This window comes from Paenibacillus sp. BIHB 4019 (genome assembly GCF_002741035.1).
Lineage (GTDB): Bacteria > Bacillota > Bacilli > Paenibacillales > Paenibacillaceae > Pristimantibacillus.
This window is the reverse complement of record NZ_CP016808.1, coordinates 222,578-249,178: the sequence shown is the minus strand read 5'-3', so window position 1 is coordinate 249,178 and position 26,601 is coordinate 222,578. Positions and strand designations below refer to the sequence as shown.

Annotated in this window: 27 protein-coding genes and 1 pseudogene; 23 read left to right on the top strand and 5 right to left on the bottom strand. The window is 46.7% G+C overall.

Features of this window, described 5'->3' with window-relative positions; all coding sequences use genetic code 11:
• Positions 1-5: 5 nt before the first annotated feature.
• Positions 6-482 carry a toxin-antitoxin system YwqK family antitoxin gene (locus BBD42_RS01100; protein WP_099516638.1) on the top strand — a complete coding sequence of 159 codons (477 nt, stop codon included), beginning with the start codon at positions 6-8 and terminating at the stop codon, positions 480-482.
• A gap of 120 nt (positions 483-602) precedes the next feature.
• Here BBD42_RS01100 and nfi read toward each other — a convergent pair whose 3' ends face one another.
• Entirely contained in the window at positions 603-1,292 is a 690-nt protein-coding gene (nfi, locus tag BBD42_RS01095) for a deoxyribonuclease V (protein WP_099516637.1), read from the bottom strand.
• Positions 1,293-1,492: 200 nt separating this feature from the next.
• Between nfi and imm47 the strand changes: the two genes are divergently transcribed.
• The 12 genes and pseudogenes from imm47 (at position 1,493) to BBD42_RS01035 (ending at position 12,004) form a co-directional block, all read left to right on the top strand.
• Positions 1,493-2,287 (top strand): Imm47 family immunity protein, encoded by a 795-nt coding sequence (imm47, locus tag BBD42_RS01090; RefSeq protein WP_099516636.1) that lies wholly within the window; start codon positions 1,493-1,495, stop codon positions 2,285-2,287.
• Between the two features lie 175 nt (positions 2,288-2,462).
• A complete protein-coding gene (locus tag BBD42_RS01085; RefSeq protein ID WP_099516635.1) occupies positions 2,463-2,864 on the top strand; it encodes a hypothetical protein in 402 nt (133 codons plus the stop codon).
• 27 nt (positions 2,865-2,891) lie between these two features.
• A complete protein-coding gene (locus BBD42_RS01080) occupies positions 2,892-3,287 on the top strand; it encodes a DUF4280 domain-containing protein (protein WP_099516634.1) in 396 nt (131 codons plus the stop codon).
• Between the two features lie 33 nt (positions 3,288-3,320).
• Positions 3,321-6,080 (top strand): deaminase domain-containing protein, encoded by a 2,760-nt coding sequence (locus BBD42_RS01075; protein ID WP_172455350.1) that lies wholly within the window; start codon positions 3,321-3,323, stop codon positions 6,078-6,080.
• A gap of 1 nt (position 6,081) precedes the next feature.
• Positions 6,082-6,546, top strand: coding sequence for an SMI1/KNR4 family protein (locus tag BBD42_RS01070; protein WP_099516632.1), 465 nt, complete (start codon positions 6,082-6,084; stop codon positions 6,544-6,546).
• Positions 6,547-6,965: 419 nt separating this feature from the next.
• The gene (locus tag BBD42_RS01065) at positions 6,966-7,184 is read left to right on the top strand and encodes a hypothetical protein (RefSeq protein ID WP_150131492.1); all 219 of its coding nucleotides are present in this window, start codon (positions 6,966-6,968) and stop codon (positions 7,182-7,184) included.
• Positions 7,175-7,362 (top strand): annotated as a pseudogene (locus BBD42_RS32720) (pentapeptide repeat-containing protein); the annotation flags it as partial. The gene BBD42_RS01065 and the pseudogene BBD42_RS32720, both read left to right, overlap by 10 nt.
• 276 nt (positions 7,363-7,638) lie before the next feature.
• The gene (locus BBD42_RS01055) at positions 7,639-8,607 is read left to right on the top strand and encodes a suppressor of fused domain protein (RefSeq protein WP_172455349.1); all 969 of its coding nucleotides are present in this window, start codon (positions 7,639-7,641) and stop codon (positions 8,605-8,607) included.
• 247 nt (positions 8,608-8,854) lie between these two features.
• The gene (locus tag BBD42_RS01050) at positions 8,855-9,955 is read left to right on the top strand and encodes a hypothetical protein (protein WP_099516629.1); all 1,101 of its coding nucleotides are present in this window, start codon (positions 8,855-8,857) and stop codon (positions 9,953-9,955) included.
• A gap of 71 nt (positions 9,956-10,026) precedes the next feature.
• Positions 10,027-10,443, top strand: coding sequence for a deaminase domain-containing protein (locus BBD42_RS01045; RefSeq protein ID WP_172455348.1), 417 nt, complete (start codon positions 10,027-10,029; stop codon positions 10,441-10,443).
• 18 nt (positions 10,444-10,461) lie between these two features.
• Entirely contained in the window at positions 10,462-11,154 is a 693-nt protein-coding gene (locus BBD42_RS01040) for an Imm3 family immunity protein (protein ID WP_099516627.1), read from the top strand.
• 403 nt (positions 11,155-11,557) lie between these two features.
• The gene (locus tag BBD42_RS01035; protein WP_099516626.1) at positions 11,558-12,004 is read left to right on the top strand and encodes an SUKH-3 domain-containing protein; all 447 of its coding nucleotides are present in this window, start codon (positions 11,558-11,560) and stop codon (positions 12,002-12,004) included.
• Positions 12,005-12,057: 53 nt separating this feature from the next.
• Here BBD42_RS01035 and BBD42_RS01030 read toward each other — a convergent pair whose 3' ends face one another.
• On the bottom strand, positions 12,058-12,423 hold the full coding sequence (locus BBD42_RS01030; RefSeq protein ID WP_237163317.1) for a transposase: 366 nt from the start codon (positions 12,421-12,423) through the stop codon (positions 12,058-12,060).
• Between the two features lie 499 nt (positions 12,424-12,922).
• On the opposite strand from BBD42_RS01030, the gene BBD42_RS01025 reads away from it, so the two are divergent.
• Positions 12,923-13,411 carry a hypothetical protein gene (locus BBD42_RS01025; RefSeq protein WP_099516625.1) on the top strand — a complete coding sequence of 163 codons (489 nt, stop codon included), beginning with the start codon at positions 12,923-12,925 and terminating at the stop codon, positions 13,409-13,411.
• Positions 13,412-13,650: 239 nt separating this feature from the next.
• Here BBD42_RS01025 and BBD42_RS01020 read toward each other — a convergent pair whose 3' ends face one another.
• Positions 13,651-14,502, bottom strand: coding sequence for a helix-turn-helix transcriptional regulator (locus BBD42_RS01020; protein WP_099516624.1), 852 nt, complete (start codon positions 14,500-14,502; stop codon positions 13,651-13,653).
• 149 nt (positions 14,503-14,651) lie between these two features.
• Here BBD42_RS01020 and fabF point away from each other — a divergent pair, with 149 nt between their 5' ends.
• The 3 genes from fabF (at position 14,652) to BBD42_RS01005 (ending at position 17,630) form a co-directional block, all read left to right on the top strand.
• On the top strand, positions 14,652-15,896 hold the full coding sequence (gene fabF / locus BBD42_RS01015) for a beta-ketoacyl-ACP synthase II (protein ID WP_099516623.1): 1,245 nt from the start codon (positions 14,652-14,654) through the stop codon (positions 15,894-15,896).
• 80 nt (positions 15,897-15,976) lie between these two features.
• Positions 15,977-16,186, top strand: a complete 210-nt coding sequence (locus BBD42_RS01010; protein ID WP_099516622.1) for a hypothetical protein — start codon at positions 15,977-15,979, stop codon at positions 16,184-16,186.
• Positions 16,158-17,630 (top strand): gluconokinase, encoded by a 1,473-nt coding sequence (locus tag BBD42_RS01005; RefSeq protein ID WP_099516621.1) that lies wholly within the window; start codon positions 16,158-16,160, stop codon positions 17,628-17,630. The genes BBD42_RS01010 and BBD42_RS01005 overlap by 29 nt, the downstream gene beginning before the upstream one ends.
• A 125-nt stretch (positions 17,631-17,755) precedes the next feature.
• Here BBD42_RS01005 and BBD42_RS01000 read toward each other — a convergent pair whose 3' ends face one another.
• The gene (locus tag BBD42_RS01000) at positions 17,756-18,952 is read right to left on the bottom strand and encodes a copper amine oxidase N-terminal domain-containing protein (RefSeq protein WP_099516620.1); all 1,197 of its coding nucleotides are present in this window, start codon (positions 18,950-18,952) and stop codon (positions 17,756-17,758) included.
• A 226-nt stretch (positions 18,953-19,178) separates the two neighbouring features.
• Between BBD42_RS01000 and BBD42_RS00995 the strand changes: the two genes are divergently transcribed.
• From BBD42_RS00995 to BBD42_RS00980, 4 genes are all read left to right on the top strand, one after another.
• The gene (locus BBD42_RS00995; protein WP_099516619.1) at positions 19,179-19,982 is read left to right on the top strand and encodes an alpha/beta hydrolase; all 804 of its coding nucleotides are present in this window, start codon (positions 19,179-19,181) and stop codon (positions 19,980-19,982) included.
• 244 nt (positions 19,983-20,226) lie between these two features.
• Positions 20,227-21,090: an SDR family oxidoreductase gene (locus tag BBD42_RS00990; RefSeq protein WP_237163316.1), complete on the top strand. Its 864-nt coding sequence runs from the start codon at positions 20,227-20,229 to the stop codon at positions 21,088-21,090.
• Positions 21,091-21,127: 37 nt separating this feature from the next.
• Positions 21,128-21,946 (top strand): substrate-binding periplasmic protein, encoded by an 819-nt coding sequence (locus BBD42_RS00985; RefSeq protein WP_099516618.1) that lies wholly within the window; start codon positions 21,128-21,130, stop codon positions 21,944-21,946.
• Between the two features lie 25 nt (positions 21,947-21,971).
• Positions 21,972-22,520: a hypothetical protein gene (locus tag BBD42_RS00980; RefSeq protein ID WP_099516617.1), complete on the top strand. Its 549-nt coding sequence runs from the start codon at positions 21,972-21,974 to the stop codon at positions 22,518-22,520.
• 153 nt (positions 22,521-22,673) lie between these two features.
• Here the strand turns inward: BBD42_RS00980 and BBD42_RS00975 are convergent, their stop codons facing one another.
• The gene (locus BBD42_RS00975; protein ID WP_172455347.1) at positions 22,674-23,825 is read right to left on the bottom strand and encodes a metallophosphoesterase; all 1,152 of its coding nucleotides are present in this window, start codon (positions 23,823-23,825) and stop codon (positions 22,674-22,676) included.
• Positions 23,826-23,979: 154 nt separating this feature from the next.
• Here BBD42_RS00975 and BBD42_RS00970 point away from each other — a divergent pair, with 154 nt between their 5' ends.
• Positions 23,980-24,300, top strand: coding sequence for a YnfA family protein (locus BBD42_RS00970; protein ID WP_099521380.1), 321 nt, complete (start codon positions 23,980-23,982; stop codon positions 24,298-24,300).
• A gap of 97 nt (positions 24,301-24,397) precedes the next feature.
• Positions 24,398-26,569: a DNA topoisomerase III gene (locus tag BBD42_RS00965; protein ID WP_099516616.1), complete on the top strand. Its 2,172-nt coding sequence runs from the start codon at positions 24,398-24,400 to the stop codon at positions 26,567-26,569.
• Positions 26,570-26,601 lie beyond the last annotated feature (32 nt).

Genomic DNA, 26,601 nt, shown 5'->3' with positions numbered 1-26,601 from the left:
TTTATATGAAAGATATAGAAATTTTATCTTTAGGATATGTAATTCAAAATGGGATTGAATTTGCTGAAGATGTTTGTTTTTCCGGAACACATGGGCAATTAGTTTTTGACAAGCCGGAGGAGGAGGGAGGAAAGCCATTATCAGGGCTATTATATGAAAAGCGAGAAAATGGAAAATTAGCGTACTATGCTTACTATAAAAATGGAATAAGTGACGGAGACTATATAAACTTTTATGAAAGTGGTGAAGTAGCGAGCTTCCAAAAAATGAGTAATGGAGTTATTTCTGGGAAGTCAATTACATGGTTTGAAAATGGAAATATTAGAACGGTAGCAGAACATAAATATGGATTTTGCATAATGTACAAAGAGTGGAATGAAAATAAAGAATTAATTAAAGAAAAAATAGAACCAAATGAATTTGAAAAAAAAATGATTGAAAAGTATGATACTAGGGCTAAAAGTATAAGGGAAACAGAATAGAGTTAAAGTGAAGGGAACAAGTCATGTAATTTGTTTGAAGAACGTAAAAACAATATAGGATATAACTAAATTAGTAAATCGTTAGTTAGAAAAAGATGGGGAACTTTGACCCATCTTTTTTTAAATTAGAAAGTGGCTATGATGTGAAAAACTCTTTTTCACGAGTTGATCTGCTTGTCGAGTCGTTTCGGGTAAACGATATTTTGGTGAGAGTTTAAGAATCCACTGGCAAGCAGTTGTTAAGGAGATGCGATGACCAATTGAAACAAAGATAGGTTTAATACTTTCCTGTGTTCTTAATACGTTTCCGATAATCTCATTATTATCGAATAGTGGTGACTGGGCTCCTCTATATTGATCGGGCTCTGAAAAACTGCCTAATAACCTCGTTTTTCCGCACCCAATAGTGGGAATATCATAAAGTACTCCCAAATGACAAGCTAAGCCAAAGCGCCTAGGATGGGCGAGCCCTTGTCCGTCGCAAACGACTAATTGAGGGGTGTTTTTTATCTTTTCAAAAGCTTTTATAATCGGGGGTAACTCGCGGAACGAAAATAAACTCGGAATATATGGGAATTGCACCCTGTCTTCAACTACAACTGATTCTACGATTTTCAATGAATTCAACTCTAAAACTACAATCGCTGCAATTAGCGTGTCGTTGTTTTTGCTATAAGCAACGTCTACACCTGCAACATGATGAATGGGGGTGAATTGATCTTCAGTAATCACTTTTTGAGCTAATTCCGACTGTAATTCAATAGCTTCCGATTCACTTAAATTCCATCGATGCTGTATACAAGTTACCATTATAGATTCCTCCAATAAATATAAACAATCGAATGATTACCCCTATGTTATCCCACTTAATGATGCTTCGTCAAAAATGTGGGAAGCGAAAGGGAAGGACAAAATTGTACATACTGAAGTTACTGTATTCAAAAATAAAGTATTGAAATGGCAGAAAGAGAATAAGAAACGTTAAATTTGATAGAGGTTGGTGAAGCAAATTGGACAAATCTAAAAACCTTATGAATAGTTCTTGGTTTGGAGAAAAATCAGAGTATTCTAACGAAGAAATTAAAGCAAATCTATTAAAGGCTGATACAGAATCAAAAGTTTTAATTTTCTTAATAGAAATGTTCAAACTAGGTGATTTTACACAAAAACCACTGTTGGTTCAACTAATGAATCAAACAAATGATGAAGCTGTATTAAATTTATGTATTAGGGTTTATTTTTCAATCTGTACACATGATGATTTAAATGATTCAAATAGTATGCTTTTTTTAGAAAATGCTTCAGCAGATACAATAAGAACTTTTGCATCTGCTGCGACTACATCACTTTCACTCGATGCTATTCCCTATTTATTGAGCTTGCTTGAAGAATGGTATGATATTAATGACATAGCAGTAGTTTTAAGGGATTCAATCGACTTTTTTATAAATTACGAGGAGGACTTAGGAGAAGAGGCAACAGTAGATGACATTGGAGAATATTATTTGAACTACACCCAGCAATACGAAGTAGAGAAGTATTATTTTGGACAAAAACTAGCTTTTCCAGGAGATTTGGCAAAAAGGATTTTTGAAAGAGTTATGCTAGCTATCAACAATGAAGATATTTTTAAAATGGAATTTATACCATCTGTATTATCCATTTGGACAGGAATAAAAGTGCCGGCTGAGTATGACACGGTTATAAACAAAGATAACTATAAAAATTTTATTTCTTATATAGAGGGGCTATCAACCAAGGAGTGGGAAAAAGGTGAGAAGTATTTTTATGGATATAAAATTTAGCTTTATTGTTGTGGAAATATAAAATATATTCATAAATTTAGAATTTAATTTAAAGGCTTATTCCAATGAATAATATGGAGTAGGCTTTTTTCTTTTTTAGACCTGAAATAACCGCTGCGTGAGGTGAGAGTGCAAGCTTGTACTGAAGCAAGACAGCCGCTACACGAGTACGCCAATGCTGGAAGGGCTGCGGGAGAAGCTGGACATGCGAGATATGTATGCAGCGACATCGTACCGGATACCGGACAAGCTGCTGTTCCAAGTCAAAGTGGAGCTGTACGAGCCGAGAGCGGTATACAAGATGGTCATTTTGATGCATATGCTGACTCGCCGCCAGCAAACGTATTACTTGCCCTTTTTTGAGGAGCTGTCGTGTTTAAGTCCGTATGCCGAGCTGCATCAGGATCAACGGACGATTAAGCATTTGGTGCTGGATCGGGAACGTCTGCAAGGGAAGAAAATCGTGCGAGTGAGCGAAAGCGAAATGCCGCTGATCGTTGTGCGGCTGGATGTAGCGGAGAGCTTGCTGCGGCGGGAGCCTGTGGGTATTCGTTTGGAACGGGTGGAGCTGGCTTAAGCGGAACGAGTGAAGGAGGAGAAGAGAATGGGAGACCAACCTGCCTATGTGGTGCGAGGGGCGACGATGGCCTGTACATGCGGAACGCACAAGCGGCGGATTAATTTGCCCGAAAGTCATGGGTCGTATGTCAATGGCAAGCCCATGATGAACGAGGATGATAACTGCCCGGATAATGTACCATATTTCGGCATATGCATCAGTCCGAAAATGGCAGCCGGACAGATCGTCTACTTAATTGACGAGGAGGGCAACACCATCGGGGGCCCGCCGTGCATGCCCGATTTTATGGGGAAATGGCTCCTTCCAAAGGAAAATGCGAAGGTGGATAATAAGCCTGCTCTGACGACGGATTCGTTTTTAAAATGCTCGATTGAAGGGGAAGTCTTTTTTCTCTCGGACGGTCAGCACGACTCGGATTAAGCCAGGCAAGGACAACGGGGAGGAGGGATGCAGATGATCGGATATGATCGATTGCGGGTGGAAGGCCCCTGCAAGCTGAAGCATATTACGGATGTGGCGATGAGCTGGAAGCCGGGGGAGCATGGGACGCTGCGGATTAGCGGAATCGTCGAGGAAGAGCTGCGGACGAATGCTACGCTAGAAGCGGTCTGGCAGGATAAAATTGCGTTGTACGACGAAGAAGAGGGCAAGCGGAAGCCTCTGTTTAAGGGAGTTGTCACATTCGTGCAGACGGTGCATCGCAATGGGGTGTACACGGTCGAGATCGAGGCAGTGTCGGGAAGCATCTATAGCGATTTGAAGAAGCGGAAGCGATCTTTTCAGGATACGAGCCAGACGTATGGGGCAATCATGACCACCGTGCTTCGTGCGTATTCAGGTGGGGATGTGCTGCTTCAACAGGGCGAGAAGGAAAAGCCAACGGAGCCTATCATTCAATATGAGGAAACCGATTGGGAGCTGACGAAACGTCTAGCTAGCCAGTTCCAGTCGGTTGTCGTCTGTGATATATTGGAAGAAACGCCGAAGCTGTATATTGGGATGCCGGAGGGGAAAGAGCATCAACTGCCTGATGGAGCCTCATACACGGTGAGCAAGGATTTGGCGGCTTTTCAAAAAGCAGGCGGTGAAGCAGCAGGCCTGCATGATACGGATTTTTTCGGTTATGAAATAGAGTCTAGGACGTTCTATCGCTTAGGCGATCGCTTTAAGATTCGGGGATATATTGAGCTGATCGTATCGTCGATGACGGCGCGATTGGAAAAGGGTCAGCTCATCTACCACTACCGTCTGTTGCGGGAAGCGGGAATACGAGAGCAGCCCATGATGAACCGCAGTCTGTCGGGCCTGACACTGCAAGGAGAAATCCTGGCGGTGAAAGGAGAACAGGTGCAGGTGCATCTGGCGATCGATGACGAGCAGGATAAGGGAACGGCGCACTGGTACCGCTATGCCCCGGAGACAGGAAGCGCGATGTACAGCATGCCGCAGGTAGGGACGAAGGCGAATCTGTATCTCGCAGATGCAGGTGGTCAAGAAGCCATTGTCACCGGAGGCGTGCGAACAAACGGAGCGAGTGCGGAGAAGACGGCCGATCCGAACAACCGTTATTTTGGCACGGAGCATGGCAGTGAAATGAAGCTGTCCCCGACAGGAGTCGAGTTCACAGGCGGAAGCAAGGAGCCGCTGTTTTTGAAGCTGGACGATGCCGTAGGAATTATCTTGAGCAGCCCGCGTAAGTTGACGTTGACGGCGAAGGAAGAGATTTCGCTGTTCACACCGAAGCGTGTAGTGATTGGCGCGCAAGCGCTACTAGTAGCGAAGAAAACGAGTGCGCCAAGCGGGATTACGCTGGAAGGCGAGTACAACCTGATGGGGGCGCAGATCCGAACGGAAGGGAAGGATCGGACGGGCTACGCGCCGTATGATGATGCACCAGTAGAAGGAGAGCCGCCTCCCCCACCGCCACCTCCAGAAAAACCGCCATTCAGCTGGGGAAAACTAGCGAGGAATGTGCTGGCAGGATTGGCTGTCGTCGCGGTAGTCGCGGTAGCGGCAGCATTTACGGTAGCCACGCTGGGAGCGGGCGCGGTCGTTGTTGGTGCAGTGTTAGCTGGAGCAGCCATTGCGGGAACCGCTGCGGTCGTGAGCCAAGCTGTATCCGATATTGCCCGCGGCGAGGTCAGCGATATGGGCACGTATGTGTCAACGGCCTTTCGAGAGACGGTCATTGGGGCGATATCTGGGGCAGTGTTTGGCCCATTTGGTCCGATGGCGAACCTAGGTGGACGAATGGCATTTGGTGCGGTGCAGAATGGTCTTGAGAGTGTCATTCGCCAGACGATGGAAGGCAAAGGGTTTAGCTTTGGCACACTGGCGCTGGATATGGGAATCGGCGGTTTAACCGGTGGTATAATGGATTCACGTCTCACGAAAGCGATTGGTAGCAAGATTGCAAATGCGAAAATTGTGAAGACCTTAGGCAACGCATTTGGCGATTCGCTGAATAAAATGACGGGCTGGATTGGGAATGCAGCAGATGCGGTTAAAGCGAAACTGATACGTGATGCATTGGATATTAAGGATGCAGCAACTACGGGTTGGAAGAAGCTTCAGAATGCTTTGACGATTAAGAAGGTGGGCGATGATCTTGTTCCCGCGGGTCCTGGAGGAAATGTTAAACTTCATGAAAGTCCTGATTCTATACCTTCAAGTCCTTCACAGCATCATAAGGATTTCTTTAGCGAATCCGAAGCGGGTAAGAAGGAATTGGCGGATCGTTTAAAGAATGAGGCTGAGGGGACGGGTAAAGTTGCTATAAATAGAGAATTTAGAACAGCAACTCAAGCGGATAGAGAATTAATTGATCAATTAAGATCTAAATATACGGCAGGTAAAACAAGAAATGTTGCAGCAGCAAAGGGGGAAATTGGGGACGACATAATAGATCTAGAAAGTGTTAGTGGGAAATTTACTGATAAAGATCATTTTAACAAGGGGAACTTTAAGCCTCCACAACCTGATGAATATAAATACCAAGGCCCAATACCAGAGTATACTAACCATACGGAGCAAAAAATAGTAGAATATTTAAGGAATAAGTATAAAGATAATCCTAATATCAAAGGCCAAATTGAAATTATATCCGAGAGACCATACTGTGATAACTGTATAGATTTAGTTGATCAATTTCAAAGTGATTTCCCTAATATTACAGTAATTCGCGTAGAGGTGTTACCAAAGGGAGGAAAATAGAATGAGGTATTTAAGTGGAATCATTGGTTTATTGAATAATGATAGAATACCAATGAATCCTTGCACAAATGAGGATTTGGCTCAGGTGAAAGAGGCGATCGGTGATAACGAATTACCAGAATCATATATTGAATTTCTAAAAATAATGGGTAGAGGTACAGAACATACTTTTTTACGAGGCCACTCTTGCTTTATGGATGAACTTTTAATTCTAAAAGAAGGTGGGCAGGAATTACTGGAGGAAAACGAGTTTGCCAAGAAACTAACTGAAAATGATTTTGTTTTTTGGATGAGTCAAGGATGTATGTTTTGTTTCTTTAAATTAGATGAAGGTGATAATCCTCCAATTTATTTCTATTCTGAGAGTACGGATCAGGATGACTTTTACAAAATTGCAGATACATTTACTGATTTCTTATTAGCAATGTATACAAAAGATAAAGATGTATTCAAAAAGAAGGATTAATGAAAAGAAAATTTGGAATAAGTCAGAGGTCTGTCGACTTTAATGTAAACAGCTTGCTAAACGCCGCTCATAAATAATATAATTTTACAATCCCAACAACAAGATCGTTCAATACAACTAACAATACCGCAATGCTAGTTAGCCGCTCGCGTTGCGGTTTCTTTTTTCATCCGTTACTGTATCACAAGTAACGCTAATAACCACTCAATGGAGAAACAGGATATTGTTTGGTTAAATTTGGTGATAGTATCTATGATGCTTTGAACACACTATGTTTAGTTCTATCAGGAGAACAACTGGAATAAATATATTTTTTTAGAGCTACCCATTATTAATAATATATTATGCCGTAGGTAGGAACGAAGGCGAATCTGAATCTAGTCGATGCGAGAGATCAAGAAGAGATCGTTACAGTCGGCGTGCGAACAAATGGAGCGAGTGCAGAGAAGGTGGCCGATCGAAACAACCGTTATTTTTGCACGAAGCATGGCAGTGAAATAAAACTGTCTCCGACGGGAGTCGAGTTTACAGGCGGAAGCAAGGAGCCTCTATTTTTGAAGCTCGACGATGCTGATAGAAGAAGAGTAGGGCAATACAATCCGAGTATTAAAGAGTTACATGATGATTTGCAAAAGTAAATGCTAAAAATGCAAATTTTGAAAATGGAAATCTTACAGGAGCCAATTTAAGCAACGGAGTATTTACAGGCGCTGACTTTACGGGCGTTAAGCTTGATAATGTGATCTGGAAAGGAGAATTGTAGAAGGAGCTAGGTTCGACGAAAATGTTAAAGAACATGTAATAACAATGCTATAGTGACTTTCTTGATTTATTAAGATCTAAGAAAAAGTAAGATGAAATTTATAGGGCATACTTCACTTGAAAAAGTTAGAGTATGCCTTTTTTATTTCTAAGTACAGCCGTAATCAAAATAAGAAGCGAGAGTAAAAGCAGCCAAACGGCACAATTGATTATCCCCTCACAGATATTTATATGTGCGAACTCTAATTGGTATTTGAAAAATGGAACATATCATTAAAAACGGATATATTTTGTTTATGTCTTAATTTTTGAATGGAGGTTATATATCATATGAGTACAAGAGCAGATGTATTAGAAAAAGTATTAGAAGGATCACCTTACTTTCAGTTTTTATATAAGAATGCATCAGAAATTGGATTTGAGTTTGAAAATGGATGCGAACTAGTTTTATTAACCGGGAGAATCAATGAAGAGGAAAATCACCTTGCTGCTGCTTTAGGCCTTTCAAAATATAATCATGGTATTGTAGACATTCAAACCTTTGAATCCTCTGAAAAGGTAGAGGCTGAAATTTGGGTGCGCTTAGATGAACAAGAACTAATCGGACTTTCAATAAATGGTAAATCTGTAACTAAATTAAGTTTTGCTTCATCAAATAAGGGAGAAATTTTGTATCCTTCTGTAGAAAAGATATTACAAAGAATTTTTATGCCATTGAGTCCAAATAAGTATCCATTAGAAGATCGAGTAGAATTGGTATACGGCGGTTTATTTGGATTTATAGAACCAAGCGTCATTTGGGGAAATCAACAAAGCGATTTATTTGTTTTTAAATATCCACGTGCGTATAAGGGGTTGGATGCATTTATTACCTCGGGGTTCAGCAATCCTAATCTCCCTTCATCTCAAATTAAGTCAACAGATTTCAAAATTTCAGGTTATGGCTATGAGTTAATCATTTTTGCAAAACCTGACGAAGAAGTATTAAAAAAAGAACTAATTAGTTGGGCTCAGTATGTTGATAACGGTAATGGACATATATATCCGGGACAGTATTTGGAGTATAAAGAAGGGAATATTCCTCAAACTGATATTAGTGGGTTTATTATTGTGCCTCCAATAGATTTTCCAGAATTTATTCCAGTAAGTGATGGGTACGCACGTTTGAACGTGCTTATAGGAGTAACTTCAAAGGAACTGGCTATAGTTAAACAAGAAGATGTATATACAATAGCTGATGAATTTTTTAATCAAGATTATATTAATTATACTCCATCAAAAAGAGAATCAGTAATTTAGATTTATTCAATAATATTAATGTATGTTTCTTCTAAATAACTAGGTTTTAGTTTGTAGCAGTAAGTGTGTTTTGAAAATGGTTTAGTTAAGTGATTGAATTCTGTAAGCTCTAATAAGTACTCGAAACAAAATAGAAGACTTATCTAACTTGCATTTAAGTTGGATAAGTCTTTTTTATCTAAAGATGAAGCGTATCGTGAAGCTGACAGGGAAGTAAGAGATTTCGCTGTTTACGCCGAAGCGTGTAGTGATTGGTGCACAAGCGCTGCTGGTAGCGAAGAAGACAAGTGCTCCAAGCGGGATTACGCTGGAAGGCGAGTATAACCTCATGGGTGCGCAGATCCGAACGGAAGGAAAGGATCGGACGAGCTATGCGCCTTATGATGATGCGCCAGTAGAAGGAGAGCCACCTCCCCCACCGCCACCGCCGGAAAAACCACCGTTTAGTTGGGGGAAACTAGCGAGGAATGTGCTGGCAGGATTGGCTGTGGTCGCAGTAGTCGCGGTAGCAGCAGCCTTCACGGTAGCGACACTAGGAGCGGGAGCGGTCGTTGTTGGTGCGGTGCTAGCTGGAGCAGCCATTGCGGGAACCGCTGCGGTCGTGAGCCAAGCGGTGTCGGATATTGCCCGCGGCGAGGTCAGCGATATGGGGACGTATGTTTCAACGGCCTTTCGAGAGACGGTCATTGGGGCGATATCTGGGGCAGTGTTTGGCCCGTTCGGTCCGATGGCGAACCTAGGTGGACGTATGGCGTTTGGTGCGGTGCAGAATGGTTTTGAGAGTGTCATTCGCCAGACGATGGAAGGCAAAGGGTTTAGCTTTGGTACACTGGCGCTGGATATGGGGATTGGCGGTTTAACTGGTGGTATAATGGATTCACGTCTTACGAAGGCAATCGGTAACAAGATCGCTGGTGCGAAAATCGTGAAGACCTTAGGCAACGCATTTGGCGATTCGCTGAATAAAATGACGGGCTGGATTGGGAATGCCGCAGATGCAGTTAAAGCGAAACTAATACGTGATGCATTGGATATCAAGGATGCAGCAACTACAGGCTGGAAGAAGCTTCAGAATACCTTGACGATTAAGAAGGTGGGGGATGATCTTGTTCCCGCAGGTCCTGGAGGAAATATAAAACTTCATGAAAGTCCTGATTCTATACCTTCAAGTCCTTCACAGCATCATAAGGATTTCTTTAAGGAATCCGAAGCGGGTAAGAAGGAATTGGCTGATCGTTTGAAGAATGATGCTGAGGGTAAACCTGATATAGATCATGGTTCAACACCACATGAACATAGATATGCTCGTGACCCTAAAACTGACAACTTATTGAATTTGGGTGGGTAACAACAAGGGCTGTTGACCCTATTAAAGACAAGGTATTGTTAGAAAGCGCAGCGAAATATAAAGGTAAATTATTGAACAAGGTATTAAATAGTGTAAAAGGTAATTTTTGTTATTCTTCTGTTGAGCTAGATGTAAAATTACCAAAAGATGAATACTATGCTCATAGTCAAGTAACAAAACATTCAGGTAATCCTAATATAAAAGATATATCCGAATACCCTGAAAATCCAGTATTTAATGCAACTGATGCTCCTAATTCACGTGGGAGAGAAACTTTAAGAGATGATGATACAGAGTATAAAATTTTAAATAATATAGCAAAAGATTTGGGGGATAAACCAGATGTGAAAGGGAAAATTACTTTATTTACAGAAAAAGATACATGCGGTAGTTGTAATTACTTAATAAGTAAATTTAAAGAAAAGTATCCTAATATTGAGGTGGAAGTTGTTCATAATCGAGGAGTTGAAATTACACCTATTAAATAATAAAGGAGTTTTGAGAATATGAATAACAAATACGAAGAATTATTTGAGTCATTTAATGAAACATACAAAGAGTATAAAGAAAGAAAATTAAACAACTCTAATGCTCTGGAACGAACAATGGATGATTTTGAATTAATTATGAACAGAGGAGACCTTGAGAAAGCAATTATTTTGGTTTCTTACGGTGAATTTGCATTAAAACAACCCTATATGTTTTATAAGTCTAAAGATTATTTATTAGAAAAGTTAAATGAAATTGCTTTTGAATCATTAGAACAGCAGTTAACTCCCGAACAATATAACGTTTTGATTGTCAGAAAAAATTATGTTCTAAAAGAAATTGAAAAAAAACCTTTGAATTTTAATCCAAGGACTTTCTGGTATTATGAGGAAATTGGAAATGAAGTGAATGGATACTTTAATGCCATTTTCATTCCTACCAAAAGTGCTAATGAACTGGCAGAAGATGTTCTAAAGCGTTTTGAACGTGATTGTGAACATACAATAGGTGAAAAGATTGGAGTTTACGCTACATTAGCTGAACGATTAATAGAATATAATTTAACGGATACTAAATATTTAATGCGCATTGAAGAAACTTTGAAAGATTTTAACGTTGATGATGTCGGTGATCAACTATCTCAGGATGAGAAACAAAAGCTACAATTACAAATAGAAGGTGTATTAAAGCGGCTACCAGATGCTAAATAAGCATTATGAGATTTATATTATTGAGAGGCTACTAAGATCAAACAAAAGACTTAATTCACGAATACCAATATAACCTTTTTTTGTAGCAGGTTTTTATGTATGAGATGTATGCATATAAAGAAAAAATATAGATATGCCGTAATGTTGAACAGATTGATGGGTTTATCAAGAAATTAGAACTAGTAGACTAGACATCAGAATTTAAAAGCCTGTTGCAATTATGAATTGTACCACATCAAGTAGATAGTACAAAAAATAAGATCATTTGAGCGGCCTTAGTTCTGAATTTCATCGGACTGAGGCCGTTTAGTTTCGCCCGTAATCGTTCGTATTTGTAAACTTACATTCATGGACTTTATGGCTGATATTTCGAAATAAGCATAAAAAATAGGATGGTGAAAATATGAGTATTCTTGCACTTGAAACAATGAGTATTCTGAGGGCATCGGGTTGGTTCCCTGAAAGAAAGACTGATATAACTAGCATGGTGGATTTTTTAAAATCGAAAGGTTATGAAATTGATCAATCTCTTATAGATGTTTTAAGTGAATTTGGAGGTTTAAAATGTAAATTTAAGCGTCCTAATGGTAATAAGGACTCATTTTATATAAACCCAGAAGAAGCGTTTGGTGATTATTACGATAAAGAAGACTTTGATGAAATAGAAAAACGTGTGGGGGAGGGAATAACCGCTATAGGTCAAGCGAGAAATGAAAATACGATGATGTTTATATCAACCTCGGGAAAAATATATGGAGAAACAGGATATTGTTTGGTTAAATTCGGTGAAGATATATATAATGCAATGAATACACTATGTTTGGTTCTACCAGGGGAACAACTAGAATAAGGATAACTTATCTTTTAGGGGCTACCTAGTATTATTATCTGAGGTAGCCTTAATTATTTTACAATCGAGGAACCCCGCAAATCCGCAGCACGGTAAGCACGGGGTAGCCTTGTCCAATCCAATGGCTCGCTACTTCCAGTCGGGATACTTTTTTTTAACCAGATCTCGCGGAGAGGGATCTCCAGTTCTATTTCACCCAACAGCTTAACGGCTTCCTCGTATTTCTTTTGGAGGTCCTGAAACTGTGCAGCATCTTGCTCGAGCTGCTTGTCCTCTCTTTGCTTTTTTACCATAAGGTCATCCTGATATTGGCGAACCCAGTTTCCGAGTGTTTTAGGGGAGAGGCCATGCTGCCGGGCTACCGCCTCTATCCAGTACCCCGACAGCACCTCCACTACAAACTCTTTCTTCGTTTGCACCGAGCACCGAAACCGTCTTTTTATGGATACTTCCTCCACTTCCTGTAGTGTATATGAATGGGACAAAAGTGTCCAAGGGGATTAGGGGGCTAAAGAGGTTTATGCCCTTCGTTTCAAGGTGCCTCTCCCTGCACTAAGAAAAATTTGGCGGACACGGCGGCAGCTATTTCAACCGATTCATAGGTGAAGGCACAGGCTGCGGACACAGGGGCCACTAATACGCTGCTAAAAGCCATTTTGAAGGGAGATTGAGGGCAATAGCGTATCTCCTGTCCGCTTACGCCCTAAAATTGGGTTAGAATCCAGAATAGCGGAAACTCAGTCCTCCAAAAAAGCAGGCAGCCTATCGAACTGTGTGGTGTTAGCCCCAGCCATAGCCACTACCCCATTGATCTAAGCAACAAATGCAAGCTGCGGTTCATCTAGCCATGAATCGTCAGATGAAATTGGCCTCGAATAAGCGCTAAGCAACCAGAAGCAGACAATCAAAGGAGCATTTATGAAAACACTGAAAGAGTTCTACGCTGAACAAATTGCTGAAATAGCTTGGTTTAGCAAGTGTGGGGAAGGGGCGGATTTTACCCTCCATTATGAGTATTCTTGTCTAAATAACTGGAGAGAGGCAGAGAAAAGCCTCAACTCTAGATGGGATAACTTCAAATTAGAAATTAGAAACGGTCTAACCGTAGCTCTGCATAAGGAGCATCTTGAAGCCTATAGACAGTGGAATAGCATAACGCTTGAAGCCAAAAAGCTATTGAAAAATGGAGTCTTGAATGATATCTCCTTGTACGCCAAAAATAATCATCTTAACGAATCAGTATATGAAAGTGTGGAGTGGGACCTGCTTGCAGCTATGATGGAGCATGCCTATAGCCCTTATATTATGCCTGGATTTTATACGAGACTGTTAAACGTATATCAATCAGGACATATCCCATGCGGCTGGAAAGGGAAATGGCCAGAAGGCCAGTTATTAGTATTTTAGTATCTACTATTTTAGTTTTTTGGCAATTTATTATTTTAGTGGATTATAGCAAGCTGGCTATTTGTTGTTTGTTTTTGTTCAAAGCAACATAAATGATGTCTCCATCTACCGTAAAATAAGACGGCTCACAAAAGTCATCGTTATCTCCATCTAGCGAAATCTGAAATACATTTATGCTCCACGATCAGTCCTTCAAGTTCCACGATCAGTCTTCCCTACCCATCGGAAATAAGGGGCTATTATGTAGTGCCCAATAATCTCCGCAGCTTCTCTTCCGTCCCTGATTCCTCCACCGGAGTATAGACGGTGCACCGCAGGTCTACGCTCCCAAGCACTTGAAAGGAGGTCAGCGCGAACAGCATTTTGCTTGTTTTGGAGTGGCGGAATTCGATCGTGACCTCCGGTGAGCGGCTGACCTGGCTGCGCTGCCATAATGCTTCAAATTCAGGATGGAGCCGCGACATTTCCTCGATAAAATGATCATACCATTCATCGCCCATATATTGGCCGTAATAGGTGCGGAAGATCGCAAGGTAGCCTTCCACGAACGTTTCCCAATTGACGGCTAGGCTGCGCAGTTCCTTGCGGGTAAACAGGAGGCGAATCAGGTTCCGCTCGGCATACGGAATGGATTTGAAATCGACGAATACATGCGCAGCTGCCTCGTTCCAGCCGACAATATGGCAATGGCGGTCGGAAATAATCGTCGGACAATAACGAAGCTCCGTTAAGATCCGCTGCAAGGAAGGGCTAAGCGGAAGCTCCTCCTCTTCGAGCTTCAAGCCGCCCCCGCCTGTACCGGCATGATGGCCAAACGCCAGTCCGAAAATATAGTCGCGTTCATCCGCTGTCAGCAGCAGCGCGCCTGCAATCGACTCCAGCACTTGGGTGGACACATGAATGTCCCGCCCCTGCTCCAGCCACGTATACCAGGTTGCGCTGACGTTCGCCAGCTGCGCCACTTCCTCCCTGCGCAGTCCCGGCGTCCGCCGCCGAATGCCAGCAGGCAAGCCCACTGCCTGCGGCTTAATTCCAGCGCGCTTCGCCTTCAGAAAAGACGCAAGCGCTTCTAGCCGAATACGATCGGACAAAACTCTCAAACCCTTCCCAATACGCTGTTATTTGTTATTGTAGTATAGCCAATACTAGGATAAACGACAACTTGTAATAGGATAATTCGTTTGCCATAATACAATCAATCGAGATAAGCAGTTTATTATTGGAAAGCGGGGAACAATTAATGAATAGAGTCGTTGTGACGGGGCTTGGTGTCGTATCGCCATTAGGAGTAGGAGTCGAGACGTTTTGGCAAGGAATGCTTGCGGGAAAATCGGGCATTGGCCCTATCGATACATTCGATGCATCAAACCATAAGACGCATTTCGCCGGTCTAGTGCGGGATTTTAATCCAGAGGAGCGGTTTGGGAAAAAAGAAGCCCGCAAAATGGACCGCTTCACCCAGTTTGGCCTCGCGGCAGCGGAAGAGGCGCTTGCCGATTCGGGCTTGCAGCTGGAACAGCTGGACCGTGAGCGGCTTGCGGTATATGTCGGCTCTGGCATTGGCGGCCTGCAAACGCTGCAGGATAACGAAGGGCAGCTGCGTCAGCGCGGGCCAGGCCGGGTCAGCCCGCTGCTTGTGCCAATGATGATTGCCAATATGGCAGCTGCCCAAATCAGCATCAGGCTTGGCTCGCTCGGCCCGACGCTTGCGCCAGTTACTGCCTGCTCTGTGGGCAATACCGCCATTGGCGAGGCGTTCCGCCTCATTCGCGGCGGCTGGGCGGACGTTGTGTTTGCTGGAGGCTCAGAGGCGGCCGTAACAGATATTGCGGTCGCAGGCTTCGGCAATGCGACAGCGATTTCGACTCGCAACGAGGAGCCGGAGCGGGCAAGCCGTCCTTTTGACAACGGCCGGGATGGCTTCGTCATGTCGGAAGGAGCGGGCATTATGGTGTTGGAATCGCTTGAGCATGCGCAAAGCAGAGGAGCGCGGATTTATGCGGAGGTTGTAGGCTATGGAGCAACCTCGGATGCTTATCATATAGTAGCGACGCCGCCTGATGGAGATGGTGCCTACCGGGCGATGAAGCTTGCGCTGCAGGAAGCGGGACTAGCCCCTGCGGATGTGGATGTCATTAGTGCACATGCCACAAGCACTGAGGTTGGCGACCGCTCGGAGGCTTCGGCGATTCGCCGCTTGTTTGCAGCGGATGGCAAGCAGCCGCCAGCTGTCACGGCGACGAAGTCGATGCTGGGGCATATGCTTGGCGCATCGGGAGGGGCACAGGCGATTGCCCTCGCCAAAGGCTTGCAGGAAGGCGTCATTACGCCGACGATCAATTATGAGCAACCTGACCCGGACTGCGGAGATTTGGACATAGTAGCGAACGAAGCGCGCCGCGCAAATATAAAGGTCGGCCTCACGAACTCCTTCGGCTTCGGCGGCCACAATGCCGTCATTGCGATGCGCAAATTTGAGGAGTAATTTAGAGAGCAGACGCCGTTGCATCGAGCCTCCTTGATGCGCTAGCTTGGAGGAACAAGCGGGCTGCATGAGGCAAACGAATGGCTTCGATGAAAGAGGATAAGCCAAAACCAAGCAGCCGCTTCATGCGGCTGCTTGGTTTTGCTTATTCGGGCCGGCCGCTTATTTATAACGTATCTGCCCTGCAAATCAGTTATAATAAAACGATAGCAAGCGGAAAATACGGCCCTTCGGAGCTGGAGACGAAAAGGACGATGAGAGATGGGAAGAGAGCTGGTAATCGGGCTTGATCTGGGGACAACCAGCGTGAAAGCTTGTATTTTTGATCGAAACGGCCATTTGGTTGCAGATGTGGAGAAAATGAATACGTTCTACTACCCGCAGCAAGGCTGGGTGGAGCAAAGCCCGGTGGAAATCGAGCGCTCGGCCGTGCTCGCTATTAGAGAAGCGATTGAGAAGGCGAAGGTAGAGGAAGGCGAGCTGCTGGCGCTCGGTTTTTCGGCGGCGATGCATGCGATTCTGACGCTGGACGCAGCCGGAAATCCGACTTCCCCGGCGATTATTTGGGCGGATGGAAGAAGCGCGGGCCAGGCGGAAGCGCTGCTGGAAGCAAGCGGGGAGCAGGTGTACAAGGCGACGGGAACGCCGATTCACCCGATGACGCCGCTCATGAAGCTGCTGTGGATGAAAGAAAATAACTATGAGCCTTATGAGCAAGCGAGCTATTTTATGTCGATTAAGGAATATTTGCTTTACTGTTGGTTCGGACAACGCAAAATCGATTATGCGATGGCTTCGGCAACCGGCTTATTCAATCCAGCGAAGCTGGACTGGGAGCCAGAGCTGCTGGCGTTAACCGGCATTACAGCAGCGCAGCTGTCCGAAATCGTGCCGCCAACGGAAATTCTTTCGGGGCTAAATGCGGATATTGCTGCCCAAATGGGCGTTCCAGCGGACCTGCCGTTCGCGATTGGATCTGCGGATGGACAGCTGTCGAACCTCGGCATTGGAGCGATTCTTCCCGGCGAGGTTGCCGTATCTGTTGGGACGAGCGGGGCAATCCGCCAGCTCACGCATCAGGCGAAGGTGAGCGATAGCCGCGAGACGTTCTGCTACTCTTTTACGAAGGACACGTATATCGTCGGCGGCCCGACGAACAATGGCGGCATTGCGCTGCAATGGCTGAAGGATACGCTGAATTATGAGGGCGGCTACGAGGCTTTTCTGGCTGAGGCTGAGAAGGTTGCTCCCGGCGCGGACGGCCTGCTTTTCCTGCCGTATTTGAACGGCGAACGGGCACCGCTGTGGAATCAGCGGGCGAAGGGCAATTTCTACGGCTTAACGATGACCCATGAGCGGGCACACTTCATTCGCGCGGTGCTGGAGGGTGTAACGTTCAACCTGTATCAGATTGGCAAGGCGCTGGAGAAGCTGGCGGGCGCGCCGCAAAAAATGTATGTGAACGGCGGGCTGTCCCGCTCGCCGCTCTGGCTGCAAATGATGGCGGATATTTTCGACGCCGAAATATACGTCTCGGAAAACCATCATAGCGCCGCATGGGGCGCCGCTTGGACTTCATTAGTAGCAACTGGCTATGCGAGCTCTTATGAGGAAATTAAGCAGCATATTCCAATGGACAAGCCGGTTGTGCCGAACCCGGAGATGAGCAAGCGCTACAAAGAAATTTATGCGAATTATGAAAAGCTGGCGAAAACGATGGCAGCCTTTTTCTAAAGGGCAGCTTAACCATTAAGCCGCACCCTTTCATAGGCGGGCAGCCGCCAATAAAACAAGCCCCGGCAGCGGTAATAAATCGCTATCGGGGCTTGTTTTATTATATAAACATAAGGATTTGCTGTTTACGCTTTATTCAGCGAGTAGCTGTAGGTGTAGCTTTTGCCATCGAGGGCGCTGCGATAGGAGAAGCTGAGCACGCCTTTAGACGTTTCGCCATTGAAGGCCAGCTCATCGCCATGATAAGGGACGTCATTTGTTTCCGCATATTCCTGCTCGGCAGCAGACAGGAACTGCTTATAAAGGAGCGTAGCGGTGCCCGTCTTCAAATCGACTAAAGTGAGCAGCCCTGTTTTGTTAGGGCGAATAATAAGGTAGCCTTGGCCCATGCCAAGCACGGCATATGCTTCATCCTTGCCACCGAGCTTGGGCAGGTCATATTCCTCCAAGGTGGCTCCGCTGCTGTCTAGTAGGGATAATGTTTTGCCGTCGGTCAGCAAAGGATTATTGTTCATCGCAACGATGTTAGGCTCATAGCGCTGGAAATATTGCGCCGTAGCCTGCTTGACGAGCTTACTATCTTTAATATAAGCAGCGTGGGAACGGTATTGAATGCCGGGCTCCCCGTAGTTTAGTAGAACGGTTAGCATGAGGCCATTTGTTCCGACCGCTTTGGTTGAAATGCCCCAGTAGCCGGTAAGCTCCGGATCAATATTAAGCTTGCCTGCAAGCTTGGGGATATCGGATTTGCCTAGCGCCGAATAAAGGGTTCCAGTTGCTGGATCGATCCATACTGCGCCTGACTGCAGGCTGCCACCCGCTTGATAAATGACCTTCTGGTTAATCCCTACTGTGTTATCGGCTTGTTTCCAAGTCACGCTTGCCCCAATGGATTCCGAGAAAAAGCGCAGCGGTACGTAGACATGGCCTTTAATCACTTGAAGCGGGGTGTTCAGCTTGATCTGCTTGCCGTTGTTGATCGCCTCCGTGGACCCGACCTTCAACGTAACCAGATGTCCCGGGTAGCTCATCGTGACGGTTTTGGCGGCTGCATCCCAAGACACAAGGGCTCCTAGCAGCTCGCCAACCTCGCGAAGCGGCATATACACCGAGTTTTGTGATATAAAAGGGGCCGATTCGGTCACATAGGAGTTTCCGTTCACCTTAAGCGTTATTTTCTTGGCGGCTGGCGCAACTGCCGCCGCTGTTATGTAATCGCTGCTGCTTGCTGGAAGTGCTGCTGATGCAAGAGGCGCTCCCATTAACGAAGCTGCGAGGCTGATTGCTGGAATGACTGTAAAAGCAGTGCGTAAACGTTTCATCCTTATTCCTCCTGTTTAAGGTCGTTGCTATTGCCATGCCTTCTAAGCTTAGTCTAAAATTAAAGACGCAGCCACACTACAAATAGTTACAATTTTGGCTGAATAAATTTCGATTTAGTTGTCTAACGTGATGAAGGAATTGACATACTCCAAGTGGAATTCATGTATAATGGCTTTGAAGCAAGGGCTATCATTGGCATAAAATGTTAATTCGGAGGTTTCGCATATGACGGAAATAGCATTATGGCCAGAATCAGCTTATGAAAATGTGGAAGGCGAGCGCCCGTATTTAGTGCCTCATCTTATCAAGTCGGGTAAGCCACTAGCAGCAGTCATCGTGCTTCCAGGCGGCGGTTATCGCTATCGTGCCGATCATGAAGGAGAGCCAATTGCTAAATGGCTGAATGATCTGGGCTTGCATGCGTTTGTCCTGCATTACCGTGTAGCTCCGCATAAGCACCCTATTCCGCTCGGCGACGCGAAGCGCGCCATGCGGATCGTCAGAAGCCAGGCAGCTGAATTCGGCATTGATCCTACGCGTATTGGCATACTCGGCTTCTCGGCTGGCGGTCATCTGGCTTCCACAGTCGGCACGCATTTTGATGCCGGAGACAGCAGCAGTACCGATCCGATTGAACGCGCAAGCAGCCGCCCAGATGCGATGGTACTGTGTTATCCGGTGATTTCCCTAGGGGAGTTCCGTCACCATGGCTCACTGGTCCATTTGCTTGGAGAGGATGCGCCTGAGGAGCTTCGCCGGGAGCTGTCGAACGAGCTGCAAGTAACGGAGCAGACGCCGCCGACCTTCCTGTGGCATTGCGCAGATGACGGGGCCGTTCCTGTCCAGAACAGTCTAATGTTTGCAGCAGCGCTTGCTAGCAGCGGCGTGCCTTATGAAATGCACATTTATGAGAGCGGCGGACATGGCATCGGCCTTGCCTATGACCATCCTGAAGCGCATACTTGGAGTTTATGCTGCGGCAACTGGCTGAAAAAACGCGGCTTTACGGAAGATTTAGAGATGCAATAATGATAGCTACAATAGCGAACAGCATGAGTGCAGCAGCAGGGCGCAGCAGCGAATTATTCATTCAATCTGACGATTGGTCCTAAGGGCTTGCTGGCCTGCTGATATGGGCTTGGGCATTTGGTGCAGCAGCAGTCACAGGGTCTCCGGGCAAAGCCGGAGACCTTTTTATAACTATAAGCATGTATAAGTGCTACCCTTATAAACGGCTTATGACGATATAGACAGGGAAGTGGAGCTGAGAAGCATGATGCAAATGAGTGGGAAAATCGTACTTGTTACCGGAGCAAATGCGGGCATGGGATTGGCATCAGCTACGGAGCTGGCGAAGGCCGGCGCGGAAGTTATTATGGCTTGCCGCAGCCTGGAGCGCGGAGAAGCCGCACGGCAGCAGGCGCTTGCCGCAAGCGGTGCCGCGCATATCGAGCTGATGGTCTGCGATCTTGGAGATTTTGCGAGCATTGCTGCCTTTTGCGAAGCTTTCAAGCAGCGGTACGACCGGCTGGATGTGCTGCTGAACAATGCAGGCGTTGTATCGCTGAAGCGCGAGCTAACCAAAGATGGTTATGAAAGCATGATCGGCGTTAATCATCTGGGCCATTTTTTACTGACGACATCGTTATTGGAGCTGCTGGAGCGATCACCGCAGGGCAGAGTAGTCAATGTATCCTCGGGCGCATATAAAGCGGGAAAAATCCATTTTGAAGACATAAATCTGACTCGGGGCTTTAGTGTAGTAAAGGGTTATGCCCAATCGAAGCTGGCCAACATTTTGTTTACCAAGGAGCTGGCCAGGCGGCTGGCGCATACGAAGGTGACGGTTAATTGCCTTCATCCAGGAGCGGTAGGAACGTCGCTCGGCGTTAACCGCCAGACGGGATTTGGCAAAAGCATGCATGCGCTGCTGCGGCCTTTTTTCTTAACTTCGCTGCAGGGGGCGCAGACGGCGCTGTATTTGGCGAGCTCGGAGGAAGGCGGAGCGGTAAGCGGGCACTATTTTTATAAGCAAAAAAGGGAGGAAGTGTCTGCTAAAGCAATGGATGAGCAGGCTGCCAAGCGGCTTTGGGAATGGAGCGAGCAGCAGGCCCAACACAGAAAACAAGTGAAATAAAGCGAGCTGGGGGGCGTTATGGTGGGAGGTTGTTTGAATGTTTGAGAAAGCAGCTGTAAAGTCGGCTATCGCGCTGCTTGCGTTGTTTAGCCTCATGCTTGCTGGCTGTACGAAGGATGCGCCGAGGCCTGAGAGAAGCAATCCTGCCATGCTGCAATGGCTGCCAATCATTAAACAGTCGGGCAAGCTGGTTATTGCCACAACCGAAAATTACCCGTTTGAATATACGGATGAAGAGACAGGCGAGTTTATAGGGTACGATGTGGATTTGGCGCAAGCGATTGCAGACGAAATTGGCGTAGACATTGAATGGATAAAAATGCCATTTTCTGAGCTGCTTAACGCCCTGCAGCTGGGTAAAGCCGACATGGTTATAGCCAGCATGTATATTACCGAAGAGCGGGAACGGGCCGTCGATATGTCGGATAAATATTTGGATTCCGGCATGGCAATCGTCAAGCGGATGGGCGACCATTCGGTACGCTCGCTTAATGATTTGAATGGCAAGACGATCGGTGTAAAAACGCAGGCGACCAGCGAGCGGGAAGCAGAAGCGCTTATTGCGCAGGGCAAAGAAATTAAAATACGATCGTACGCTTCGGTAGCGGAATGTATGGAAGCATTGCGCTCTGGCGAAGTAGATATCGTATTTAACGATTATTTAAAGCAGGTCAGCTACAATCAGCATTATCCCGAGGCACACTTGGAGCTGGTAGGCGGCGCATTTACCCAAGAAGGCTTCGGGATAGCTGTCGTCAAAGGGCAGACCGAATTGCTTCAGGTCGTCAATCAGGTCATACACAGGCTGCAGGAAAATGGCGATGCGGATGTGCTGTACAGCAAATGGCTGCAATAATGGGAATAGCGAAGGAGGAACACACATGAAACAACGGCAATTTGCTTTTACAGCTATTCGGGTGTTGGCGATTTATTTTTTGGTAGCAGGTATTGGAAGGCTGATGGATGTAGTAGCGCCTGTTATGCTGAGCGGCAGCGATGCTCATGTGTCGGCGTGGGCGTATTTGTCTCTCGTAATGCCGGGCCTCGTATATGTGGCGGCAAGCGTTTTGCTATGGTCGAAGGCAGAAGGCCTCGTACTGCGTATTACGCAAGGCCAAGTAGAAGACGCCGCAGAGGCGCTTCCAGCTACCCGATTCGCCAGCGGCGAGCTTTACAAGCTTGCGTTGTCGCTTACAGGCGTCATCCTGATTGTGCTAACCTTGCCTACGCTCGCGTCAACGATCATTCAGCTTCTGCAAGTTAATGAAACGAGCTATACAGTAACGCAGCCGTTTCTTTATTCCAACTGGGCTGTCATAATGGAATGCATAGTGAAGCTGGGGCTAGGCTTACTGTTAATCATTAAAACACAGGTTATTTTTGGCTGGGTGGGACGCACCTTTCAACAGGTTCGGACAAACAACCAATAAACGCATGGGCATAAAAAAGACTGGCGACGCATCGGGCTGTGCAAGAAGGCACCCGATAAGGTCATCGCCAGTCTTTTTGTTTTTTTGCTAAAGCCAGCAGCAATCCATCAGGCAAAATCAAGCAGGTAAAGTATAGCGGCAAGCCAGTGTTGCTTATGGACGAAATTCGACGTTGAGCTGAATAATTTCTGCGCGGCTGCCGATGCGAAGCGGCGGTCCCCAGGTGCCGAAGCCGGAGGAGACGATGGCATGCAGCTGTCCTTTTTTCAAAAAGCCCCAGTCCAGCTCGAACAGCCGTCTTGTGAACAGGTGGTTCGGCATCATTTGACCGCGGTGGGTATGGCCGGACAAGGAAAGATCAATGCCCTGCAGCGAAGCCTGCTCCAGATCGGAGGGCTGATGATCCATCATGATGAGCGGCAGGGAAGCGTCAAGCGCTGCGACGAGTTCCTTCACGGATTGACGGCCTTCGGGGTCTGATCGCTTCGCGCTTAAGTCCTTGCGGCCAATGATGTAAAAGCCGTCATCAATTTTCACGCTCTCGTCCAGCAGGACGCGTATGCCGACAGCATCCATCTCCGCTATGAAGCGGGCAATGTGACCGCCATAATATTCATGATTGCCTAGCACAGCATAGACGCCGAGCGGAGCTTGCAGTCGCTTCATGACCTCGGACATATTGTCATCCAAATAGGGGGCAATATCATCGTCAATGACGTCGCCAGGCAGCAAAATCAAATCGGGCTTCATATGCTCCATAGCCTTCGCAAGCCGCGCCAAATGGCGTTTGCCGACGATGGTGCCGAGGTGGATGTCAGAGGCCATTCCAATACGCAGCGATGTGCGTGTTCCTGCAGGCTTGGCAATCGTTATGGAATAAGTGCGAACGACCGGCGACCAGGCATTCCAGCTCCCGCGCAGCAAAATGGCCAACATGATAACGGCGACTGCGCTGCCTACTGCAAGCAGAGCTGTAGAGGCGGGGATATCCAGCTTCGTCAGCAGCCAATAAATCAAATCTGCTGGAGGAAGCAGCAGCACCGCATATTCCATTACCGCGAGCCAGTAGGAGCCGATGAGCTTGAACACACGCCCTATTTTGCGCAGAGGTGCTACTGGTTGAAGAAGTCTTCCAATGATATAAGAGATAGAAATAATGGCAACAGCGAAGGCATATGGCAGAGGATTATCCAGAGAAATCAAGGCCGATAAATAAAGCCATCCATTCCAGCCGATATAAGCGTTAATAGCCACAAAAATAAATAATACTAAAGCGATTGTACCGATCAAACGCGGTTTCAACATTTGCACTCCCCAGTCATTATCATTGTGCATGAGATTAATTCAAAGCATCTATTATCCTTCATGGTGACAATACTATAGCATAACGGCAATTGTCAGGTAAAATAGAGTCATAGACTAGAGGGAAAAAAGGGGTGCTTTGGTGTTGCCTTTAATCATGCAAATTTTATTGTTTATTGCTGCTGGACTTGCAGAAATCGGCGGCGGCTATTTGGTGTGGCTTTGGCTGCGCGAAGGAAAGCCTTATTGGTACGGCATATTGGGCAGTGGGATCTTGGTGCTGTACGGGATTTTGCCTACGCTGCAATCGTTTCCGACCTTTGGCAGAGTATATGCGGCATATGGCGGCGTGTTTGTCGCAATGGCGGTGCTCTGGGGCTGGCTCGTAGACAAGCGGACGCCAGATCTTTACGATTGGATTGGCGCTGCCGTATGTCTGGTCGGCGTATCGATTATTTTGTGGGCGCCGCGAGGATAGCTTGCTTAGGCGCCATGCTTGAACTATTTTTGACAACATTAGCATTTGTAAGGATAATATAGCTTTACAAGCTGGACGAATGGGGCGAATGGAAGAGATGAAATCATTAGTGCTCGCGGAAAAGCCAAGCGTGGCAAAGGAAATTGCCCGTGTGCTCGGCTGTACGAACAAAAATAAAAGCTACATAGAAGGCCCGAAATATGTGGTAACCTGGGCACTTGGCCATCTGGTTACCCTCGCAGAGCCGGAGGAATATGATCCGAAATACCGTACCTGGAATTTGGAGGATTTGCCGCTGCTGCCCGCTAAAATGAACTTGAAGGTGATGAAGGAAACGTCGCATCAGTTCAAGGCGGTAGCGCAGCTGTGCAAGCGTTCTGATATTAGCGAGCTTATTATCGCAACGGATGCCGGGCGTGAGGGAGAGCTCGTTGCCCGCTGGATTATGGAGCTGGTGCATTGGCGCAAGCCGTTTAAACGGCTCTGGATTTCGTCTCAGACGGATAAAGCGATCAAGGATGGCTTTAGCAGGCTGAAGCCGGGAGCGGAATATAACCATTTGTATGCATCCGCGGTATGCCGTGCCGAGGCAGACTGGCTAATTGGACTGAATGTCACCCGTGCCTTGACGACTAAATACAATGCACAGCTGGCGGCAGGACGCGTGCAGACGCCGACGCTCGCTGCGCTGATGGACCGGGAGAAGGAAATTGAGCAGTTCCAGTCCCAGCCGTTTTGGACGGTATCTGCCGATATGGGCACTTTCCAGGCGGTATGGCGCGAGCAAGATGGCCATGATGGACGTGTATGGGGCCGTGATGAAGCCGGCGCAGTCGTCGCCCGCTTGCAGGGAAAGGGCGCGAAGGTCGACAAGCTGCGTACAGTCGAAAAGTCGGAGCCGCATCCGGGCGCCTATGACTTGACGGAGCTGCAGCGCGACGCGAACAAGCGGCTGGGCTTCTCGGCGAAGCAGACGTCCAATGTGCTGCAGAAGCTGTATGAGCAGCATAAAATCGTCACTTATCCGCGTACCGACTCGCGCTATCTATCGAGCGACATCGTGCCGACGTTCAAAAGCAGGCTGGAAAGCGTGGCAGTCGGGCCTTATGCGCCTTTTGCCCGCAAGCTGCTGCGCGGCCCGTTAACTGTGACGAAGCGATTCGTTGATGACAGCAAGGTGAGCGATCACCATGCGATTATTCCAACGGAGCAATACGTTAATTTGTCTGCCTTAAGCGCGGAGGAGCGCAAGCTGTATGATCTGATTGTCCGCCGTTTTCTAGCCTTGTTCTCGCCAGCGTACCGCTATGATGAGACGAGCGTTACGCTGGCAGTTGGCAGCGATAAGCTGTACGCCAAAGGACGGGTGCAGAAGGAAAGCGGCTGGAAAGAGCTTTACAGCGGGGGAGGAACCGGCAGCGGAAGCTTTAGCGACGATGACGATGAAGACGACGATAAAGCACGCAGCGAGGCGGATCGCCAGCCGGAGCAGCTGCTGCCGGCCATGAGCATGGGGCAGACGCTGCCGATTAAGCAAGCCCGATTCAAGGAATTGCGGACGCTGCCGCCTGCAAGATATACGGAAGCATCGCTGCTTGGCCGAATGGAGAAGCATAGCTTGGGTACGCCAGCGACGCGCGCGGATATTATTGAGAAGCTGCTCGGAACCGACACCATTGAGCGTCGGGGCAATCAGCTGTCGCCAACGGGAAAAGGCAGGCAGCTGATCGAAATTGTCGTCGAGGAGCTTCGTCGGCCGGAGCTGACGGCTGAGTGGGAGCGGGAGCTGGAGCGGATTGCGCTTGGCAAGGGCAACCCAGCGAAATTTATGGCGGGCATTCGCGAGCAGGCGAGCAAATGGGTGGCAGAGGTGAAAAATGAGACAAAGGAATACAAGCCTCATAATCTGACGCATTCGCGCTGCCCGGAATGCAGCAAGCACTTGATGGAAGTGAAGGGCAAGCGCGGCAAGTCGCTTGTATGCCCAGATCGGGAATGCGGCTATCGCCGCTCGGCTGAGCCGGCGCTGTCGAACAAGCGCTGCCCGCAATGCCGCAAGAAGATGGAAATTCATGACGGCAAAGCCGGAAAATATGCACAGTGCCGACCATGCAACGTCATTGAAATGCTGGGCGATAAGCAGGGCGGCCGGATTAATAAGCATCAGGAGAAAAAACTGATCAATCAATTCAGCGATAATGTGTCGCTCTCGAACAGCTTGGCGGATGCCCTCAAAGCAGCTATGAGCAAGCAGGAAGACGACAAGTAAGGAATCAAGCACGTTAGCGAGCAAGCTAATAC